This window comes from Curtobacterium sp. SP.BCp, from assembly GCF_051903255.1.
Taxonomy (GTDB): domain Bacteria; phylum Actinomycetota; class Actinomycetes; order Actinomycetales; family Microbacteriaceae; genus Curtobacterium.
Map to the genome: position 1 here is coordinate 3510234 of NZ_CP194338.1, position 18046 is coordinate 3528279.

General features: G+C 70.4%; 21 protein-coding genes. 19 read left to right on the forward strand and 2 right to left on the reverse strand.

The window, feature by feature from the left end:
• Positions 1 to 50: 50 nt before the first annotated feature.
• The 15 genes from ACRQ4C_RS16795 (at position 51) to ACRQ4C_RS16865 (ending at position 14665) form a co-directional block, all read left to right on the forward strand.
• Positions 51 to 611: an FHA domain-containing protein gene (locus tag ACRQ4C_RS16795; RefSeq protein ID WP_439689479.1), complete on the forward strand. Its 561-nt coding sequence runs from the start codon at positions 51 to 53 to the stop codon at positions 609 to 611.
• 22 nt (positions 612 to 633) lie between these two features.
• The gene (locus tag ACRQ4C_RS16800) at positions 634 to 1428 is read left to right on the forward strand and encodes a hypothetical protein (RefSeq protein WP_439689480.1); all 795 of its coding nucleotides are present in this window, start codon (positions 634 to 636) and stop codon (positions 1426 to 1428) included.
• Between the two features lie 68 nt (positions 1429 to 1496).
• Entirely contained in the window at positions 1497 to 2282 is a 786-nt protein-coding gene (locus ACRQ4C_RS16805; protein WP_439689481.1) for a hypothetical protein, read from the forward strand.
• Position 2283: 1 nt separating this feature from the next.
• Positions 2284 to 2613, forward strand: a complete 330-nt coding sequence (locus tag ACRQ4C_RS16810) for a hypothetical protein (RefSeq protein WP_439689482.1) — start codon at positions 2284 to 2286, stop codon at positions 2611 to 2613.
• A 129-nt stretch (positions 2614 to 2742) separates the two neighbouring features.
• Positions 2743 to 3033 carry a WXG100 family type VII secretion target gene (locus ACRQ4C_RS16815; protein WP_022903345.1) on the forward strand — a complete coding sequence of 97 codons (291 nt, stop codon included), beginning with the start codon at positions 2743 to 2745 and terminating at the stop codon, positions 3031 to 3033.
• 101 nt (positions 3034 to 3134) lie between these two features.
• The gene (locus ACRQ4C_RS16820) at positions 3135 to 3626 is read left to right on the forward strand and encodes a WXG100 family type VII secretion target (protein ID WP_439689483.1); all 492 of its coding nucleotides are present in this window, start codon (positions 3135 to 3137) and stop codon (positions 3624 to 3626) included.
• Positions 3619 to 3927: a hypothetical protein gene (locus tag ACRQ4C_RS16825; RefSeq protein WP_290133535.1), complete on the forward strand. Its 309-nt coding sequence runs from the start codon at positions 3619 to 3621 to the stop codon at positions 3925 to 3927. The genes ACRQ4C_RS16820 and ACRQ4C_RS16825 overlap by 8 nt, the downstream gene beginning before the upstream one ends.
• 31 nt (positions 3928 to 3958) lie before the next feature.
• Positions 3959 to 7177 carry a DNA/RNA non-specific endonuclease gene (locus ACRQ4C_RS16830; RefSeq protein WP_439689484.1) on the forward strand — a complete coding sequence of 1073 codons (3219 nt, stop codon included), beginning with the start codon at positions 3959 to 3961 and terminating at the stop codon, positions 7175 to 7177.
• A 12-nt stretch (positions 7178 to 7189) separates the two neighbouring features.
• On the forward strand, positions 7190 to 7672 hold the full coding sequence (locus ACRQ4C_RS16835) for a hypothetical protein (RefSeq protein ID WP_439689485.1): 483 nt from the start codon (positions 7190 to 7192) through the stop codon (positions 7670 to 7672).
• A gap of 323 nt (positions 7673 to 7995) precedes the next feature.
• The gene (locus tag ACRQ4C_RS16840; protein ID WP_439689486.1) at positions 7996 to 8604 is read left to right on the forward strand and encodes a hypothetical protein; all 609 of its coding nucleotides are present in this window, start codon (positions 7996 to 7998) and stop codon (positions 8602 to 8604) included.
• A gap of 80 nt (positions 8605 to 8684) precedes the next feature.
• Positions 8685 to 9755 (forward strand): hypothetical protein, encoded by a 1071-nt coding sequence (locus tag ACRQ4C_RS16845; protein ID WP_439689487.1) that lies wholly within the window; start codon positions 8685 to 8687, stop codon positions 9753 to 9755.
• A gap of 326 nt (positions 9756 to 10081) precedes the next feature.
• Positions 10082 to 10912: a hypothetical protein gene (locus tag ACRQ4C_RS16850; RefSeq protein ID WP_439689488.1), complete on the forward strand. Its 831-nt coding sequence runs from the start codon at positions 10082 to 10084 to the stop codon at positions 10910 to 10912.
• A 223-nt stretch (positions 10913 to 11135) separates the two neighbouring features.
• Positions 11136 to 12083 (forward strand): hypothetical protein, encoded by a 948-nt coding sequence (locus ACRQ4C_RS16855; RefSeq protein ID WP_439689489.1) that lies wholly within the window; start codon positions 11136 to 11138, stop codon positions 12081 to 12083.
• Positions 12080 to 13123, forward strand: a complete 1044-nt coding sequence (locus ACRQ4C_RS16860; RefSeq protein ID WP_439689490.1) for a hypothetical protein — start codon at positions 12080 to 12082, stop codon at positions 13121 to 13123. Before ACRQ4C_RS16855 ends, ACRQ4C_RS16860 begins: the two co-directional genes overlap by 4 nt.
• A 291-nt stretch (positions 13124 to 13414) precedes the next feature.
• Positions 13415 to 14665 (forward strand): Nramp family divalent metal transporter, encoded by a 1251-nt coding sequence (locus tag ACRQ4C_RS16865; RefSeq protein WP_439689491.1) that lies wholly within the window; start codon positions 13415 to 13417, stop codon positions 14663 to 14665.
• A 72-nt stretch (positions 14666 to 14737) separates the two neighbouring features.
• On the opposite strand, the gene ACRQ4C_RS16870 is transcribed toward ACRQ4C_RS16865, so the two are convergent.
• Together ACRQ4C_RS16870 and ACRQ4C_RS16875 are read right to left on the reverse strand one after the other, a co-directional pair.
• Positions 14738 to 15040, reverse strand: coding sequence for a DUF427 domain-containing protein (locus tag ACRQ4C_RS16870; protein ID WP_058724861.1), 303 nt, complete (start codon positions 15038 to 15040; stop codon positions 14738 to 14740).
• Between the two features lie 37 nt (positions 15041 to 15077).
• Positions 15078 to 15656, reverse strand: coding sequence for a 2-phosphosulfolactate phosphatase (locus ACRQ4C_RS16875; protein ID WP_439689492.1), 579 nt, complete (start codon positions 15654 to 15656; stop codon positions 15078 to 15080).
• A 96-nt stretch (positions 15657 to 15752) separates the two neighbouring features.
• Here ACRQ4C_RS16875 and ACRQ4C_RS16880 point away from each other — a divergent pair, with 96 nt between their 5' ends.
• The 4 genes from ACRQ4C_RS16880 to ACRQ4C_RS16895 all read left to right on the forward strand — a co-directional run bounded on the left by ACRQ4C_RS16880 (position 15753) and on the right by ACRQ4C_RS16895 (position 18034).
• Positions 15753 to 16385 carry a GNAT family N-acetyltransferase gene (locus ACRQ4C_RS16880; RefSeq protein WP_290133525.1) on the forward strand — a complete coding sequence of 211 codons (633 nt, stop codon included), beginning with the start codon at positions 15753 to 15755 and terminating at the stop codon, positions 16383 to 16385.
• Positions 16386 to 16445: 60 nt separating this feature from the next.
• Positions 16446 to 16925, forward strand: a complete 480-nt coding sequence (locus tag ACRQ4C_RS16885) for a hypothetical protein (protein WP_439689493.1) — start codon at positions 16446 to 16448, stop codon at positions 16923 to 16925.
• Between the two features lie 61 nt (positions 16926 to 16986).
• A complete protein-coding gene (locus ACRQ4C_RS16890) occupies positions 16987 to 17664 on the forward strand; it encodes a DUF1684 domain-containing protein (protein WP_439689494.1) in 678 nt (225 codons plus the stop codon).
• A gap of 10 nt (positions 17665 to 17674) precedes the next feature.
• On the forward strand, positions 17675 to 18034 hold the full coding sequence (locus tag ACRQ4C_RS16895; RefSeq protein ID WP_290133523.1) for a GntR family transcriptional regulator: 360 nt from the start codon (positions 17675 to 17677) through the stop codon (positions 18032 to 18034).
• Positions 18035 to 18046: the final 12 nt, after the last annotated feature.

Sequence of the window (18046 nt, forward strand, 5' to 3'; positions counted from 1 at the left end):
CCGGGAGCGCGCGGTGATCCGTGCCTCCCGGGCCACGTAGGGTGGTCCGCATGGCTGCACGCTGCTCGTACTGCGGGGCCGAGCTGCGCCCCAACAGCATGTTCTGCCTGGCGTGCGGACAGCTCGCGACGGGTGGTCGACGATCCACGCCGGTCGCCCTCGGCGACACCGCGGACGTCCCGTCGCGACCCTCCGCGTCCGTCCCGCCGCCGCCGGCCCGTCCGGGGCCGGTCCCGACCACCGGCCTGGAGGCGCAGCGCGCGCCCGCCACGCCGCAGGCCTCCGGCGCCCTCCCGCAGTTGGTGTTCACCACGGGCCAGACGCTCCTCGTCGAGGAGGGCACGATCCTGGTCGGGCGACGGCCCGACGAGATCGCCGCGCGTGAGGGAGCCCGTGCCTTCACCGTCGACGACCCGGACCGTTCGATGTCGCGCGTGCACGCGACCGTGCAGTTCGGCACGGGAGGGCTGCGCATCGTCGACCGGGGGTCCGGGAACGGCACCGTGCTGCGCCGTGGCGACCGGGAGGACCGGTGCCCGGAGGGGCTCGCCGTCGAGCTCGTGCCGGGTGACGAGCTGTGGTTCGGGTCGGTGGGAGCGCGGGTCCGGTGACGGGGCCGGTGGGGTCGTGCTGATGGACGACGCGACCCGGCAGAGCTGGCGGACCTTCTTCGCGCACGACGGACGCTTCGAGGTCCACCACGACGCCGAACGCTTCCGTCGCATCGCGGCAGGGGACCTCCGTGGGGGTGTGCTGCTGCTCGTCGTCACCGCCACCGTGCTCGTGGGCGCCGTCGCCTGGGGCCGGACCGGCCCGATCGTCCTCGCTGCGCTGCTCTTCGTGGTCGGTGCGATCCTCGGCATCGTGCTCCTCCGGCGGCGCCTCGCCCTGCTCCGCTCCGCCGGAGGGCAGCCAGGACTGCTGCTCGGGGTGTCCAACGCCGGACTCCACACGCCACTCGTCCCGCACATCGGCTGGCCGGAGGTCCGAGCGGTGTTCGCGGTCGAGGAGTCGGCGCAGGCAGCTCGGCGTCGGACGCGGCCGGGTCTGGCAGGGGCGGCCGACCGTTGGGCTGGTGGGAACGGCGGGGCCACGCGCCACCTGTGGTTCCTGCTCGAGGATGCTCCTGCGCTCCGCTCGCGCGTCGTCGACCAGCGCTGGGTGAAGGGCTTCGACACGTTCCCGAACGTTCACGGTCCCGCGTTCGCACAGTACGTCCTCGGCCTCGACACGGTCCTCTCGCCGCGGGACACGAACCGGATCACGGCAGCAGTCCTGGTCCAGGCCCAGGCCCGCGGCATCCACGCTGTCGAGTCGTTCGGCGCTGCCGACTTCGCGGAGTACGCGAGCATGCTCAGCGGCGTCACCGTCGACGGGGTCGTGCCGGATCGGCCGACGAACACGACCGGCAACCCGTTCGTGTCCTGACCTCGGGAGCATCGTCCGCTCGCCTGTAGGCTGCTGCGCGGATTCCGACGACGAGGGGCTGCGATCCGATGAACGTGAACGAGCCGATGGACCCGGGCGTACCGACCGGCGGGCTGACCGGGGGCGAAACGACCGGGCTCGACCCGCTGACCGTGAAGCCGGATCCCGCGCGCTGGGCGTCCGTCGTGCGACGCGAACGGCTGACCCTCGTCGGCACCGTGGTCGTCGTCGTCGCGCTCGAGGTCATCACGAGCCTGCTCGGTCGTCTCGGGCCGATCATCATCGCGCACGGCGTCACGATCGTCGCAGCCTTCTACTTCTTCGCCGTCCTGCGGTTCCGTCGCAACCGCCTGGCGCAGACGCTCGGCGACCCGGACCGCGGCATCACGGTGTCCGACGCCGGCGTCGAGGTCCCGCTGCTCGGGCTGATCAGCTGGGACGACATCCCCGCGGTCTACACCGTGTACGACCAGGCCCGTGCCGACCGGTACGCGCGGTCCGGTGGGATCAAGGGCTTCGCCGAGCGGTGGACACAGGCGGTCGGGTCGGCGAACCACTACCTCACGGTCGCGCTCCAGGACGGCCCGGCGATGCGGCAGCGGGCACGACCGCAGCAGTTCCGTCGCTGGGTGAAGCTCTGGGCACGCAGCGGTGCGCCGGACTTCGGGGCGATCCAGATCATCGGGGACGTCTACTACTCGGACGCCGACGCAGACCGGCTTGACCGGACGCTCCGGGCGCAGGCCACGCGGCGCGGGCTGCCGAACTCCCGCTCGGCGACCATGCTCGACCAGGGCGAGTTCTTCCGGACGAACTCCGGTATCGCGGTGTTCGACGGCAAGACGGGGGTCTGAGGTGACCGACGTCGACGCCACCGAGCTCTGCAGCCGCTACCGCGGCCCGGTGATGGAGGTCCTCACCGGCGCCGTCGGTGCGCAGGGCGCGGACGGGTTCCGGCCGGTCAGCGCCGCGGTCGAGCGTCTCCGCGCGATCACCGAGGATGCGCGGGCGCTCGCACTCGACGAGGGCCTCACGCAGTGGGTGACGGCGGCCCCGGTCTTCTTCGCGGAGGTCGACCGTGCACTGGACGCGCAGGATGCGCGGGCGCTGTGGGCCGCGGTCACCCACCCCGAGCACGGCGTCGACCTCCTGGGTCGGGCATGCACCGGACAGCCGGGTTGGTGACGAATACTTTCGTTGCAGGGTGCAGCATCGGTTATGCTGCTCCGGTCGGCCCCCGGACGGGGGTGGGCACTCATCGGGGGGTAGGTCGATGATCGACCCCAGGGACACGTGTGTTTCTTGGAGGGAACCATGGCGGACATCCGCGTCACTTCGGAGTCGCTCTCGGGCGTCTCGAACCAGCTGCAGTCGGGCTCGCAGTCCATCGAGTCGCAGCTGCAGAACCTCAAGTCGCTCGTCGACGGCCTCGTCGGCGGCGACTGGTCGGGCGCGGCGTCGTCGTCCTTCCAGGACCTCTACCAGCAGTGGGACCAGTCGGCCGTGCAGCTGAAGGAGTCGCTCGCCGGCATCAGCCAGCTGCTCTCGCGCGCAGCGCTGTCGTACGAGGAGTCGGAGAACTCGATCTCGGGCACGTTCCGCTGATCCGGCCCGGGCAGTCCCGCCGCGGACTGCCCGGTCCCATCCGCTCCAGCCGCTGACCGGCTCACCACCGGTCGCACGACGGCCGATCCACGGGGGAGACCATGGCGCAGTACCGAGTCCGCACCGAGACGCTCGGACAGGTGGCACAGACGTTGCAGTCCGTCGTCACGACGTTCGAGTCGCAGGTGGGGTCGACGAACTCGCACGTGCAGAGCGTCGTCGACGTGCTCTGGAAGGGCGAGGACGCCGCGACGTTCCAGAAGTCGTGGACCGACTTCCAGGCCGGTTCCGCTGCGCTCGCGGCGACGCTCCGCGACCTCGCCGAACGACTCCGTCAAGCGGGCGTCTCCTACGAACTCAACGAGACCGGGCTCTCGGGCAACTTCCTCGAGAACAAGCAGGTCGTCCCGGTGCGCCGAATCGAGGGGACCGAGGGTACGACGAGCACACCGGACGCACCGGTCGGCGGCAACGTCGCCGTGGCAGGTGGCGTGACCGGCGGCAACGGCAACGCCGACGAATCGCGACGGACCCGACGGGTCGCCGCCGTGGACGCGACGGCGACACTGCAGACCGGAGCCGGCGATGAGTGAGCAGCAGGCGGACATCGCCACCCTCACCCAGCTCGTGCAGTCGATGACCCAGCTGCACGAGTACTGCCTCCTGCTCCAGCAGGGCGCGCAGTCGTTCGCCGCGGTGCTGCCCGCCGAGTGGCAGGGCGCGGCCATGGCGTCGTTCCAGGCCGTCTTCCAGCAGTGGTCGGCGCAGGCGACCACGCTCGCCGAAGCGGCCGACGGCCTGACGCAGCACTCGCAGCTCGTGCTCCAGGCGTACCAACAGACCATCGACGCGCTCAACACGGCCTGGACCGACTTCAGCGCGCAGCTCGCATGACCCGCGGCGACGGACGAGGGGACCCCACCGCATGACCGACGTACGGCTCGACGCCTTCGGCATCGCCCGCGACGGCAACGACATGGCGACCGCGTCGCACGATCTCTCGACGGCGTGGACGTCACTCCAGAGCGTGCTCTCCGGGTCCGGCGGGATGGCTGGTCCGGACGAGGCGTCGAAGGAGTGGATCGACTCCTACGACAACATCGCGAAGCAGGCGGGCGAGGCCAGCGAGGGCGTCGCCACGGCGCTCGCGGCCTTCGACTCGATCATGGGTGCGACCGGGCAGGCGTACAAGCGCGCCGAACTCGCCGGCGCCCTCCAGGACAGCGACGGCGGCATCTCGATCCCGACGCACGAGGTCAGCCTCGACACCTCCGTGCCGACGGCGATGGGCGAGGGGTGGCCCGGCGCACTCGGTGAGTTCCAGGGCTGGGTCGAGGAAGCACTCGCGTCGATGGGGCTCCACCTCCCCCTCGCCGACACCGACAAGATGAGCACGGCCGTCAGCGCCTGGAAGGCCTACGACGACCAGCTCCAGTCGATCAAGAGCAGCGTGGCCGCATCGCTCACGGTCGCGAGCTCGTCCGACATCCCGCAGTGGGCGTCGATGTCCTCCGCACGGTCGTCCGTCGTGACGACGCTCGGCCAGATGTCCACCGCGGCCGGCGCTGCGGTCGAAGCCCTCGACGCGCTGATCGACCAGACGGTCACCGCCCGCAACGAGATCATGGACATCGTCAAGGAGCTCGCCATCGCCGTCGGCGTCGAGGTCGGTGTCAGCATCGCACTGAGCTTCTTCACGTTCGGCGCCTCTGCGGTCGTCGGTGCTGCCGCGACCTCGGCGACCGTCATGCGGTTCGTCGTGCGGATCGCCGAGGTCATCCAGCGGCTCATCACCCTGTCGCGCATCCCCCGCGAGGCCATCGAGAACGGCGTCCGGCTGTTCCAGGCCGTCGGCCGCGGATCCCGATTCGCCCGCATCGCCGGCGAGACGTTCAAGGGCATGGCGACCGGTGTCGTCTCGCAGGGCTTCAGCAACATCCTCGTCGAGGGCAAGTCGTTCTCCGAGGGCTGGCAGGGCGCGCTGCTCGGCGGCGCGGTCGGTGGCACCATCGGCGGCGGGCTGGGGCTGGTCGGGCGGACCGGACGCGAAGCCGCGGCGACACGTTCGACGTTCACACACGTCGCGGTCTCGACCGGACGCGGTGCCGTGACGGGCGCGGCCTCCGGCGTCGGCGGTGACTACGTGACCGCGAAGGTCAACGGGCAGGACTTCAACGTCATCCAGTCCCTCGTGTTCGGCACCGTCGGCGGTGCGGCGTTCGACGGCGGCCACGGCGCCGTCGAGGCACACCACGCGCACGCCGGCAGTGGGTCCACCGGCGCTTCGTCGGGGCACGGCTCCTCGGACACCGGCGCGGCCACGAACATCGACGTGGACACGCACGTCGGTGACGTCGACGTCGAGGTCGATGTCACTGGCGTCACGTCCGCGACCGATGTCGACGTCGCCGCGACGACGGCCAGTGGTCCGGCACCGACGGCGCACACCGACGCGCCCGTCGTGAGCGGCGCCGCTGCCCACGGCTCGCCGACCGGTGCGCACGCCGGTGACCGGCCGAACGTCGACGGGTCCCAGACCCCCGTCGCCACGGGTGCAGCACACGCGGGCGGCTCGACGACGCACGCGGGCGGCGAGAACGTCGTGACGCACGTCGACCACGTGGACGCGGGGGCGCACGACCTCGGCGGTGGTGCGCACAGCGACGCTGCAGCGCAGGGCGCGACGCCCACCGAAGGCGCAGCACACGCCGAGGGCGCGGTACACGCCGATACTCCGGCGCTGCACGCCGACAGTCCGGCCCACACCCAGGCCACCGCACACACGGATGCTTCGACGACGCACGCCGACGCTCCGACCGCCCACGGGGATGCTCCGGCCGCCCACGGGGATGCTCCGGCCGCACGTGCGGACATGCCCGCATCCCAGGTCGACGCTCGGGATCACACCGAAGCGCCTGTGCACACCGAAGCGCCTGTGCACACCGAACACGCAACGCACTCCGACGTGCCCGCACACGTCGATGCCGCTGACGCGCACGTGGATGCCCCCGCGAGCGACACCGACGTCCCGGTACGCACCGAGGCCGCCGCGACCACGAGCGCTCCTGAGCACGCCGTCGCGAGCGAGGTGCAGGGCCGCTCGGACGCCCCGCACCACGAGGTCGCCACCACGTCGCACCAGACCGTCACGACGCACGAAGCGACGACCGTCCGCGCCGATCTTGACCACGTCCAGAGCCCGACCGCCACCGAAGTCCATGCTGCTGAGGCGCACATGGACGGATCATCGTCAGCTCGGACGTCCGATCCCACTTCAGGGACAGATGCTCCCAACACGGCACCGGGTCAGGGCGCCACAGATGTGCACTTGGCCAGCCCGGAGCACGCAGCAGCGGCGGGAACGGCAGTCGGCACCGCCATGGCAACACACCCGAGCGCCCTCCCGTCGAGCGCTCCGGGTTCCCGCCTCACCAGCCGCATCGACGCTGTCGACGCCTCTCAGCGAGGCGGGTCGTCTCCCACTCCGTCAGACGCGAGCGCGGGCAGAGCCGCCGGGGTCCCGCCGCTCACGAGGCGGGGCGCATCCGATGGCTTCAATCCAGAGATCGACCTCGACACGAGGATCGACGCGCACGGCATCGAGCGCAACGCAGCCGGGCAACAGATCGTGCGGGCAGAGTCCGGGACGAAGCTCGATCCGACCGACGCTCTTCTCCACGCCAATCGGCAGCGTGACACCGTGTACGTCGTCGACGACGGACAGTACATCTTCACGACGGATTCGCTCGGGCGCCTTGACGACGTCGAGCTCCACCTCGATCGTGTCATCCCGGTCGCTGACCGGCAGCGACTTGCGTCTGAGCAGACGGCCTCAGGTGGAGTGGACAGACTCCCTGGTGACCATGGAGGCCACTGGGCTGGAGCACAATTCGGCGGGCCGGTCGAAGGAGTCAACAACGTTGCGATGCAGGGTCGCCGAGTGAACCAAGGTGAGTACCGCGTACTGGAGAACGCCTGGGCCAAGGTAGTCGGAGACGGATCGTCCGGGCGCACGGTGACCGTTCATGCGAAGAATGAATATGCTCCGCGGAGCGACAGCGAGCGCGCTCAAGGATTCTGGGTCAATTGGCGCGAAGACGGCGGCCGCGACTTCGACGAAGACGATCAATATATCCGGAACTGATATGGTAAGAGTATGAGCGCCGAATTGAACCCAGCAACGGACGCAGTCGCGATCCATCGTCGGATCGCCGAAATTGCCTCCTCGGTGGCCGAGGGCGCAGACTGGGAGAAGGTACACATCTTCTTCTGGGAGGCAGGTCGCACGAGCTCGGCACGTCTCGAGGTTTTCGAGCAGGGCGCATGGCGGCACCAGAAAGTACGCTCGTCCATGCTGATGGATGCTTTCCATGACCTCAGAGCGGCCATGGCCGAACCCGATGTCGGCGCGTGGCTTTCGTTCGACTGGGAAATCGACCGTTCGGGTCGACTGCAGGGCAAAGCGAACTGGGACATCCGACCGTGGAGCAATCCGGGCCGACCCTTCGAAGAGCCCGTTGGCTCGAATGCGGCACCGAGCGATGAAATGTGGGCCGAGGACTTGCGCCAGTATCCAAGGTCTGCGGAGTACATGCCCGCTTGGCTCCGACGGATCGCAGAGCGGTTCGCAGGCGAGTGACGGGTCCGTCTCAAGGTTTGCGCCGATCTCGTCGTCATCGAGCTACCACGTGCTCAGGGCGACCGAGAGCTCGTCTCCTTCGTCCGGGTGGACGCTTCTCCCGAACGAGTGAGCGGTTCAGTCCGTCTTCCTGACGAGGCAGGGGAAGGGGACGTCGCCGTACGCGACCAAGGTGCGCACGACGTCCCGAGTACAGCGTGTCGACGAGACCGATCTACCCGGCAAGCTCCTCGACATCGCGCGAACCGAGCAGGTGCAGCTGCCGGAGGGGCCAGGGGCGCCCGATCACGCCTGACGGGGATCGAGGGGAAGTGGGGTCACTGGTGCCACCGCAGCTGACCGCGCCGGAGACGGACGTCCGGGCGTTCCTCGGGAGCGTGTCCGTCAGGGTGTACGACGATGGCAACACGATCATCGCCCGTGGCGAGTCGGGTGCCCGAGACCTGCCCGTTCCCGGTATCGAGCCACGCGATGCCTTCGGGGGCTTCGAGCTGTGGCTCGACTCGTGGGCCCCACTGCGTGCCGTGACCACCAGGACGACCTCGCCTCTGTCGACGACGCCGCTGGCCAGCGATGACCGTCGAGGACCTACGATGACACTGCGGCTGAGCAACGAACCTGTGGAGTTCTCCTCGTCCGTCGCGACAGACCGCAGCGGTCGCGCCGTTCACATTCTGGCGGAGAACGGCGCACGTGTCCTGGGGATGACGTCATCGCTCGACGCGCTCGACGAGCTGTTGCGCGGCTCGACGCGCGCGAGTACGAGAGAGTTCGAGCGGTCGGAACTCAGTGCGGGCGGTCCGGTCCAGACTGTCTGGCATGCCATCGGCCCGACGGCGATCCCGACGGGCGACTTCTTCCGATGGCGAGGTCGACTGCTCGCGACTCCCGGATGGGACGACCGACCACCGGCTCGATGCCTCCGCGGCTGACTGTCGTCGACGGCCGCGCGAACTTGCTCCTCCAGGCTCCAGAAGACCTCGCAGCGGCGCTCGAGGGAGGTGTCCGATCCGTGACGCAGAACGTGATCTCGGTTCCCCGGTCCGAATGCTCGGGTCCTGTCTCCATCCGGACGACCGCCCTGTGGAACGGTCGCCGTGTCGAGATCGCCCGGTCGTACCTCGTCTGGCGGGACCGCGGGCTGGCTGTCATCACCGGCGACGGCGCGCGGCCTGACAGTCGATCGCTCCGTACGCCGCCGCTCCAGTTCCTCCCCGCCACGGGCAGCCGGTGGACAGCGGCGGTTGCTCACGACGCTGCTGCGTACCGAGCGGAGCTGGACGCCCGGCTGCACGACCACGGCTTGTCGCGACGCGAGTTACGACGCTTGGTGAGCAAGCCGATCCATCGACTGAGCGCGGACGAGATGGACACGCTCATCGACATCCGGGATGGACTCGACCCGATCCGATCGGGCGACGTCATCCAGAAGGTGATGCCCCTCAAGCAGTCGATCGACATGCTGTCGGACATCGCGAACGGTGACGTCGGGTACTACGCGAAGAAGGGCGTCCCCGGCTTCATCGCGAAGTTCGCGCACCTCACCGCGATCTCGAACCACGGCACGATCACGCCGCTGCGGGTGTTCCAGAAGCTCGGGCTTGGGTACAACTCGACCGCGTTCCCGGCACCGAGCGCCAATCCCGTCCACGGCGTGCGGATGCGAACGGAAATCGGGTTCGACGGACGCGGCACGCCGACTTCGGACGTGCACGATCGGATGCTTCCACTGCGAACGATCCGCGGTTGGATGCAGGACGGGACGATCGACGAACACCAGTGGGACGCGATGTCCGTCCCCGAGCGCCGCGACCGGCTCGAGCACCTCATCGACGGCGTCGCCGACACGGACCTCCGGACCAAGCTGGAAGCATCGCTCGAGCGGAACTCGTCGCGGACGTTCACCTCGTTCGACCCGTTCCGGGGCAACGGGTGGGCCGGCCACTACGAGCACTACACACCTGAGGTCGAACTCCGTCAGAACACCCCGTTGACACCCGGCGCGGAGCTGTGGCGGTACAACGTCGACGGAACGCAGGAGATCCTGGCGAAGTGGGACGGCGTCCGGTGGCACGTGATCTGAGCCCTGTCCTCGGCTCTGGCACGTCGGCGTGGATCGGGGAGGAACTGGTCGCGACCGGCCGCCTCGGACCGCTCACCCCGGCGGACGGGGACGTGCTCATCCGGGACGAGGTGCCCGTGCGTGTCCCCCGCTCTGATCTCACGCTCGTCAGTCGCCGAACGACCGGCTGGTGGAAGGGCCTCCTGGTCGACGTTCAGGCTGCACACGACGGAACGCTGACGGTGTGGGGGTCCATCGCGACGGGTGACCCGCCTCTCCCGGCCGAAGCCGAGGAGGAGCGCGGCAGGTTCAGTTCCCGCCTCGTAGACGGCAGCGAGTTGTTCGCCGTGCGTTCGTTCACCGATCAGCTCCGGTTCGACGAGTCGCAGGACTCCGAATCGCTCGGGCCGTTCGCAGGCGACGTCGCGCTCCGCGGGTTCGACGTCGTCCCGGCCTCCGCAGACGCGCTGTTGGACGGCGTACTCGCCGGACTCGACGGGTCCACGGTGTCCGCAGACCGAGCGCTGACGTGGCGCCGACAGCTCGGGGAGCAGCAGGAGCGCGACGCCGAGCGACTCCGGCTCGACGGCTCTGCGGGCCTCACGGCCGTCCCCCCGTACTCCAGGCCGGACGGGACGGTGCCGTCCAGCGGCGAGTTCTGGATCGGAGACCGGGTCCGGGTCGGTTGGCTCGATCGATCCGGGTTCAGTCGGATCGCCGACGTCACGCGCAGCTGGGGCCGCCCCGGAGGGTCGGCTGCCATCATGGCGGGCACGTACGTGCAGACCGAGCGCGGATGGTTCTCCGGCTCGCTCCTGGACGACGCCGCCCTGCTGCACTCCTGGGCTCCGACGTCCCCTGACCGTGGCTGGGAGCCCCGGCCGTCGAGCCTCATGACGAACCAGTCGCGTTCCGATGCGCGGATCACGAGGGACGCCGTTCTCCGCCATGCCACCGTCCGCACCACCGCGACGGTGAGGGGCGTGTCTGTCGAGGTCGAACATCCCTGGAACGCTGCCGCTCTGGCGACCGTCCAGGTCCGAGCACTCGACGGCCGTCGGCGAACGATCCACGCAGCAGACGGCGCCGCGATCCGTTTCGTCGAGCGGGAGGGCCGCGTCACGGCGTTCGTCCGGCCGGAGGACCTCGACGATCTCGAGTCCGAGCAGGTTGCGTGACGGTCTCCACGTGTCGGTCCGGGCAGTCGATCACGACGTCACCATCAGCGGTCCGGACGGAACGGGCCGCAGGACGCGTTCGGACCGGTCACTGCGGATGGCGTGCAACCCGCTGACGTCGATCCGCACGTGTCGACGAGATCGACCGCAGCGATCCGGACCGTTCCGGGCGACGAGCACCTAGCCTGGGGACAGCACGACGCGACGACGAGGGGACCCCACTGTGACCGGCACCATCATGCAGAAGGCGATCACGCCGCAGTTGAGCGACGCGTTCTTCAACGGGCAGCTCGAGCGCTTCGGCGGGTACGTCATCCCGATGGCCGCGACGAGCGGACTCGAACGGATGGAGGACCTGATCCAGGTGCACGGGCTGGGGTTCCCCGGGAGCCCGTTCTCCCCCGACATGCCCTCCCTCGACGTGATCCGGTTCGAGGCGACGCCAGAGCTCTTCGTCCGCCCAGCCGTCGGTGGCTCGGATGACCGTTCATCCGAAGCGCTCGGGGCCATGTGGGTCGACCGCGAGCCGTTCACGGGCACCGGCTTCGTCCCGAACGACCTGGACCGCATCGTCGAGCTCAACTGGATGCCGTCGCATCGCGTCCCGTTCGGCGCCGAGATCTGGCGGTACACGGGCAACGGGCCGGAGACGTGGGTGGCCCGGTACGCCGGCGTGCACATCGGCTGGGTGTACCGCGACGACCTGCAGGCGGCTCGACCGGTCACCCAGCGGCCGATCTCGATGTTCGGTGGTGGCATCGCATCGGTCGGTGGGACGAAGTACATCGCCGACCTGATCGACGCAACGCACGTCGCGATCGTGCGGCAGGACGCTGACGCCGAACAGTCGGACTTCGTGCAGACCGGACCCGGCGTGTGGGCCACGGTGGTCCCGGTGGAGGACGTGCAGGAGTACTACGAACTGGACGTGCGGCTGCGCTGGGCGGGTCTTGACGTGCGCGTCGTGGACGAGACCGTCGCCGAGTCCGGCGAGGCAGCGGTCATGGCGATGTCGCTGCAGCACGACTACCGCCTGAACGAGGGATTGCAGCTCGTCAAGCTGGACGCCGACTGGTACGAGGCCATGCTCCCGAAGAGTGCGCTCGGATCCGCCGAGTTCCGCCAGACGATGCTCCCGGCCTGGCCCGGCGCTGACACGACAGTCGCGTGAGTCAGCCCTCCGGCCCCCGGGAGGATCGATCACAGAGTTTCACGCTGGCGGGAGGCTGGGAGGCCCGTTCGACGGTGACCGGATGGTGGCGGGGGTTGCTCGTCGAGGTCGTCGACCTCGACGGTCGACTCGAAGGCCGGGGGTCGGCTTCGCCTGCCGAAGTCGAGCGTGCAGGTGGCGAGCTCGTCGACCGCAGCGGTGCCTTCGTCGTCGATCTGAGCGACCCCGTCCACGACTTGCACGGCGTCCGCGCACGGGTCAGCACCCGTCATCCGTCCGACGTGACCATTTCCCTGACGGAGATCGGGGAGCACCTGCCGAGACTCCCCCACATGTTCAGCAGCAGCCTCGACATCGCTGGTCTCCTCGATCACGCGGAGCCGGTTGAGGTCGTCGCACGCCATGGGCAAGAAGCCCTGGTGCGAGGGACGCGACCGGCTCCGACCGGATCGATCCGCCTCGACCGCTTCGGGAACTGGGTCTCCTGGGTGCAGGAATCCGCCCTCGACGTCCGCTCCTCGGTGACCACGAGCTGGTTCGGCGCGGTACCGCCTCCCATGCCGGTCGGATCGTGGGTCGAGGTCGACGGCGGTGCGTACCCACTCGCCGATGACCGCTCCGAGCCGCTCGTCGCGCTCGACCCGTCCTTCCCCGAAGTCCCTCGACCGGCCACCGAGTCGCAGCGACCGGGCCTCCCGATCGCGGTGCCGTGGACGACGGTGCAGCGAACGTCCGAGCCGCGCATCCAGGCACGTGTCATGGACGTCCACGTCGAGGTCGAGCGCTCGCTCTGGCCTTGGTCGACTTCCGGAATTCGGGTCCGCTCAACCGATCCGCTCCCGGAACGAGCGTCCGACGGATTCGCGTTCCGCTCGCCCGGGAGTGACCCGACCACCGCCTTCGTCCGGTGGATCGATCTCCGCGATGTGAGCGGCTCGGCGACCTCGACCGACGTCGCCTCGTCGCCGCAGGAACCTCTCGCGGTGATCTGCGCTCGTACGCTGACAGACGACGTCATCGATTCGGACGCCGACCGTTGAGCGAGCGTGCGATCCTCGGAAGAGCATGGACCGCGGCATTCGCGGCGGCGATCTACGAGTGCGCGGCCGGGTCTCCTGTCGCCACCCGGACGACCGCCTTCGGAACGGACGCCGCGACGATCGCCGTGAGCCGCGACTCCTGACCGCCCTGACAGCCGCGGTCAACGAGCCGGACCCGACCCGCGCCTCCAGGCCGACGGCAGAACCATGCCGACACCGAGCGCGCCTCGAATCGTGCCCCGAGCGAAGACAAGGATTCGGCGTGCCGAATCCTCTGGCACACTGGTCCCCATGACCGACACCGCGACCCGCCCCGCCGAGGCGACCACCCCTCGGAAGCGCGCCGCCGGTCTGACGCTCCTCGGCCCCGCGTTCGTCGCCGCCATCGCCTACGTCGACCCCGGCAACGTCGCCGCCAACCTCACGGCGGGTGCGAAGTACGGCTACCTGCTGCTCTGGGTCCTCGTCGCCGCCAACGCGAGCGCGGTCGTCGTGCAGTACCTCTCGGCGAAGCTCGGGGTCGTCACGGGCAAGTCCCTCCCGGAGCACCTCGGCCTCCGGATGCGGCGCACACCCCGGCTGCTCTTCTGGGCGCAGGCCGAGGTCGTCGCGGCCGCCACCGACATCGCCGAGGTCATCGGTGGGGCACTGGCGCTGCACCTGCTCTTCGGGCTGCCGCTCGTCGCCGGCGGGGTCATCACGGGCGTGGTGTCGATGGCGATCCTGCTCCTGCAGAACCGGCGGGGCACCCGGGCGTTCGAGGCGATCGTCACGGCGATGCTCGCGATCCTGACGGTCGGCTTCTGCGCGGGCCTGCTCTTCGCGCAGGTGTCTCCGACGGAACTCGTCGCCGGGCTGGTCCCGCGCTTCGAGGGCTCCGGCTCGGTGCTGCTCGCGGCGTCGATGCTCGGTGCGACGGTGATGCCGCACGCGGTGTACCTGCACTCGGCCCTCGCGCGGGACCGCCACGGTGACGTCCCCGCGGGGCCGGAGCGCCGACGGGTCCTCGTCGCGACGCGGTGGGACGTGGGCCTCGCGCTCGTCGTCGCGGGTGGCGTGAACATCTGCATGCTCGTCCTCGCCGCGGCGACGCTGCCGGGGGTCGAGGGGACCGACACCATCCCGGGGGCGCAGGCGGCCATCGCGGCGAACGTCGGCCCGGTCGTGGGCGTGCTGTTCGCGGTGGGGCTGCTGGCGTCGGGGTTGGCGTCGACCTCGGTGGGCTGCATGGCCGGTGCCGAGATCATGAAGGGGCTCCTGCACGTGCGGATCCCGGTGGTCGTGCGGCGGCTCGTGACCCTCGTGCCGGCGATCGTGCTGCTCGCGGTGAACGCGGACGCGACGATGCTGCTCGTGGTCAGCCAGGTCGTGCTGAGCTTCGGGATCGCGTTCGCGATCGTGCCGCTGGTGGTGTACACCTCGCGGCGGAGCGTGATGGGGGACGACGTCAACGCGATGACCACCCGCGTGGTCGCGGGGGTCATCGCGCTGGTGATCGTGGCGCTCAACGTCGCGCTGGTCTGGCTGACGCTGGCAGGCTGACGCGCGGCGCCGCGGGCTCGCGGGCACGGCCGCGCGCACGCACCGGCGCCCCCCACTGGTGCCCAGCCGGGTCTACTCGACGACCTTGACGTCCTTCCAGAACGCCACGTAGCCCGAGTAGTCCTTGCCGACGCGGTCGAACGACGACGGGATCGGCGTCGGGTACGACCAGGCGCGGTCCGGCAGCTCCTGCCCGTCGACGTGCACGGTGTAGTACTGCGTGTCGCCCTTCCACGGGCAGTGGTACTGCGTCGGGCTCTCGGTGAGCAGCTCGGTCTTCACGCTCGACGGCGGGAAGTACCAGTTGCCCTCGATCTGGATGAGGTCGTCCTTGTCGCTCTCCGCGATCACGGTGTCGCCGACGACTGCCTTCATGACGTGCTCCTTCTCGGGTCCGTTGACCCTCCGGACGCTACGCCCGCAGGGTGACGAGTTCCCCACCGCGGGCCAGCGCCGCCTGCACGTCGGCCCGGTCGAGCTCCCGCGCCCCCTCGGACGCCGAGACGAGGTGCTTCGTGGCCCGTCGGAGTCCCGTGTAGGCCGCGCAGGCGGCAGCGGCCTCCGGCGACGTGTGGTCGATCCCGACCGCGGCGAGCGCGTCGAGGACGGCTCCCGCGGCGAGGAGGTCCTCGACCGCGAAGTCCGGCGAGCCCGGGACGTCCCACGCCTCACCGGCGGCGTCCGCCGCGTCCGAGCGGGCAGCGTGGTCGGCTCCGGCGGCGACGATCGCGACGACGCACCGGTCACCGCGTTCGGCCTGGAGGCGCGTCACGCGATCCGCGACCGCGCTCGCGTTGCCGAGGTGGCCGAGCACGACCTCCGGGCCGTCCGGCAGGGCCGCGACGGTGCGGCGGAGTGCGTCGTCGTGGTCCCGCGGGGCGGGGAGGACGTCGACCCAGACGAGCAGGTGGGTGTCGTGCGCGATCCGTCCGGCGCCGGCGACGCCCCACGCGAAACGGACCTGGTACTGCTGCTGCGTGCGTGCTGCCACGAGCACAGGGTAGTCGCCCGCCGGCCCCTGTCCGTCTCCACAGGTCGGTCTCGTCCGGAGGTCCGGTGACGGTCGGTGACCGTAGGATCCCGTGTCATGGAGATCGCCCCCGTTCCCACCCTGACCGGCGACCGCGTGACGCTCGAACCCCTCGGGGCGGAGCACGCGGACGACCTGCGGGCGGCGGTCACGGACGGCGACCTGTGGCGGACCTGGTACACGTCGATCCCGGCTCCGGCGCAGGTCGACGCCGAGATCGAGCGGCGGCTCGCCGAGCACGAGGCGGGCCGGATGGTGCCGTTCGCGGTGCGCGACCGCCCGACGGGCCGCGTGGTGGGATCGACCACGTTCATGAACGTCGACCAGGCGAACCGCCGGGTCGAGGTCGGGTCGACGTTCCTCGCCCGGTCGGCGCAGCGCACGGGCATCAACACCGAGGCGAAGCTCCTGCAGCTCTCGCACGCGTTCGAGTCGTGGCAGTGCATCGCGGTCGAGTTCCGGACGCACTTCCACAACATGCAGTCCCGCGCGGCGATCGCGGCGCTCGGAGCGAAGCAGGACGGCGTGCTCCGGAACCACCAGATCGGTCGCGACGGCACGCTCCGCGACACCGTCGTCTTCTCGATCACCGCGTCCGAGTGGCCGACCGTGCGGATGTCCCTGGCCGAGCGGCTCCGTCGGCACGACCGCGCCGAGGGTTCGCGCCGCCGGTCCGCTCGGCACGCCTGAGCACACCGGAGCGTCCGGGGAACGCGCCCCGTCACAGTCGGTCCGCGTAGCGTCGGGCGCATGCACGTGGGTCTCCGCACCGTCCTCCACGCTCCGGTCGACACGGTCCGCGACGCGCTCCTGTCACCGTCGGTGATGGTGGCGGTCACGAAGCCGTTACTCCGGTACCGCTCGCGCTCCCCCGAGGGCTTCCCGGCACGGTGGACGCCCGGCGAGCCGCACCCGATCGCCGCCGATGCGTTCGGGGTGTTCCCGAGCGGCGACACCCACGTGGACATCGACCGGTACGAGGTCGAGGGCGTCCCGGTGCAGCGCGACAACGGTGGCGGGGTGTCGGGGCTCTTCGGCCGGATGACGATGGCGCACCGGATGGCCACGGTCGACCTCGGTGACGGCACGACGCTGCTGCTCGACCGGCTGACCTACCGGATGCGGCCGCCGGTCCTCGGGGTGCTGCTGTGGCCGGGCATGTGGGTCATCTGGCAGTGGCGCGGGCTGCGGATGCGGCAGCTCGCACCGACGTGGCGCCGTCCGGCGTGACGCCGGCCGACCCGCGGTCCCGTGCTCGCTCTCGCGAGCGGCCCGGGCGTAGCCTGTACGGGTGAGCGACCTGCGAGCAGGAGACGAGCCCCGGACCGACGACGCGGCCACCGTGCCGAGCACCGACGCGACCGTCGCGAACACGCTCGCGACCGTCGACTGGCGGCGGACGACGTTCGACCTGTACCGCCGGGTGCGGGCGACCCCCGACCCGGAGACCGCGCACGCGTTCTGGCGTGAGACCCGGGATGCGATGTTCGCCGACCACCCCGCGTCGCCGCTGCTGGCCGAGGACGCGGCCGACTTCGAGTCGCTGCCCGTCCCGACCTACGACCCGGACTGGCGGTTCCACGCCCGGATCGAGCCGGCGGAGCCCCAGGCAATGGACGTCGAGACCGGGACCGACGGCACCGTGCACTTCGACCGGCTCGGCGTGGTGCAGCTGCCCGGCATCGGGACGCTCGACGTGTGGTCGCACGGTGGCTACGCGGGCGGGGTCTTCGTACCGGTGAAGGACGCGAGCGCCGGGAAGGCCCGCGGTACCTACGGCGGCGGCCGCTACCTGCTGGACACGATCAAGGGCGCCGACCTCGGCGGTGACGACGACGAGCTCGTGCTCGACTTCAACTTCGCGTACAACCCGTCGTGCGCGTACGACCCCGCGTGGGCGTGCCCGCTCGCACCGCCCGGCAACACCGTCCCCGTCCCGATCCCCGTCGGCGAGCAGTACGACTTCTAGCGAGGTGCAGATGAACGGTCTGGTGGCACTCGACCGCGGCGGCAGCGTTCCGCCGTTCGAGCAGGTCCGCGCGCAGATCGCCGCACAGATCCAGGCGGGCTACCTCGTCGACGGTGCACGGCTGCCGAGCGTCCGGGGGCTGGCGGACGAGCTCGGGCTGGCCGCGGGCACGGTCGCGAAGGCGTACCAGCTGCTCGAGGAGTCCGGGCTCGTGCACACCGCACGCGGTGCCGGCACCCGGGTGGTGCGTCCTGCCGACGTCCCGCCGGAGGTCGCCGAGGCAGCGCACGCGCTGGCCGTCGCCGCGCGGAGTGCCGGACTGTCCGCCGACCAGGCCGCCACGGCACTGCACGAGGCCTGGCCCGCCTGACGCGACGCGCGG